Origin of the sequence: Kitasatospora nipponensis, from assembly GCF_039528135.1 — a bacterium.
Taxonomy (GTDB): Bacteria; Actinomycetota; Actinomycetes; order Streptomycetales; family Streptomycetaceae; genus Kitasatospora; species Kitasatospora nipponensis.
Window position 1 is genome coordinate 1 of record NZ_BAAALF010000439.1, and the last position, 1,576, is coordinate 1,576.

The 1,576-nt window shown below is 66.6% G+C and carries 1 protein-coding gene and 1 pseudogene; one reads left to right on the forward strand and one right to left on the reverse strand.

The genetic code is table 11. The features are described 5' to 3' along the window. Window positions 1-210: 210 nt before the first annotated feature. The gene (locus tag ABD323_RS40990; RefSeq protein WP_184918928.1) at window positions 211-1,359 is read left to right on the forward strand and encodes a transglycosylase SLT domain-containing protein; all 1,149 of its coding nucleotides are present in this window, start codon (window positions 211-213) and stop codon (window positions 1,357-1,359) included. A gap of 63 nt (window positions 1,360-1,422) precedes the next feature. Here ABD323_RS40990 and ABD323_RS40995 read toward each other — a convergent pair. Next, window positions 1,423-1,576: pseudogene (locus ABD323_RS40995) on the reverse strand (coenzyme F420-0:L-glutamate ligase); the annotation flags it as partial.

Consider the following 1,576-nt stretch of genomic DNA (forward strand, 5'->3'; position numbering starts at 1 on the left):
TTCTCCTTGACCATTCAAGACCTGCCAGGGGCTTGCCATTCACCTGGCCCCGACTGCAGGGTTAATGTATAGCCGCAAATCCAGGCGTGCCCTCAGGTGCGGCCAGTCCCTACTGTCATGCGATCTGAAATGCCGCACGCCTTTTTTGCGTACCGCTCTCGTCGCTGCCCGGGTTTCGCCAGGGAACCGCCGGGCGGGTAAGGGGTTGCCATGAATGTCAATGAGCTGAGATCCCTGGCGGAACAGGCCGGCTTCTCCGGTCAGGATGTCGGGATCGCCGCCGCCGTGGCCATGGCGGAGTCCGGGGGAAACCCGGACATCCTCGGTGACACTGCTCTGGTGGACGACAAGTGGGGGCCTTCCGTCGGGCTCTGGCAGATCCGCTCACTGCGGAAGCCCCAGGCCTACGGATATCCCGACACCCTCCGGGTGGAGTCCGCCTTGCACGACCCGAGGAAGAACGCTGACGCTGCCTACGCCATCTTCAAGAGCGGTGGCGGGTGGCAGCAGTGGAGCACCTTCACGAATGGCGCCTACAAGGCCCACCTCCAGCCGACAACAGGAGCATCGGGCATGTACGAGCGAGATCTCGTCATCAACAAAGCGAAATCGTACATCGGCCTCCAGGAGACCGACGACAATCGGACGGAGTTCGGCAAGGAATTCGGCGAGGACGGTGTCGCCTGGTGCGACATCTTCGTCTGGTGCATCTTCAACCGGGTCGGCTTGGTGGGCCTGCTCCCCGGGAAGTTCGACAACTGCGCCAGGTCCACCGAGGCATGGAAGAGCGAGGGTCGCTTCTCGGAGTACCCGGGCCTGGGGGCACAGGTGGTCTTCGGCCCGGGCGGCGGTGAACACACCGGCATCGTCGTGAGCTACACCGAGACCACCGTCACCTCCGTGGAGGGCAACTGGAACGACCAGGTCTCCCTGGTCACCCGTCAGCGCAGGGACGACTACGTCTACGGGTACGGATATCCCAGGTTCGCGGAGGGCATTCGCAGTGCGGACCCCGCCTACCAGCCCCAGGACGGCCAAGGGGGCAGTGCCGAGGAGCCGCTGCCCGACGTGCTGTACGTCGGCCAGGTCAACCACGCGGCGTCCTGGGACCCGCCCGCCGAGCAGGGCCACCGCTCCTACTCCTGGCCGCAGGTGCTCCGCCTGGAGAAGGCGCTGGAGTCCGAGGGGCTGCTGGACCATCCGTACGTGGACGGCTCCTACGGGACGGTGACCATCGACGCGTACCGGCAGCTCCAGCTCAACCTCGGATACAGCGGCCCGGACGACGCCAACGGCAAGCCGGGCATCGAGTCGCTGTCCTGGCTCGGCCGCAGGCACGGCTTCCGCGTCGAACCCTGATCCGGCCGTACCGTAGTTCCCGACCCGCGCCGCTCGGACCTGACCGGACGGCGCGTCTGCCGGTCAACGTACCGTCACGAATGCTTCGGCCGAGCGGGCCTGACGTTCCTTCGGTCCCTCCGCCGGCCGCCCCACCGCGATGGCCCCCATCGGGTCCCAGCCCTCCGGCAGGTCGAGCACGTCGCGCACGGTGTCCCGGCACAACATCGTGGAGGAG

Excerpts from the sequence above, each read along its gene's own strand:
- ABD323_RS40990 (WP_184918928.1), top strand. The coding sequence starts at position 211 with ATGAATGTCAATGAGCTGAGATCCCTGGCGGAACAGGCCGGCTTCTCC.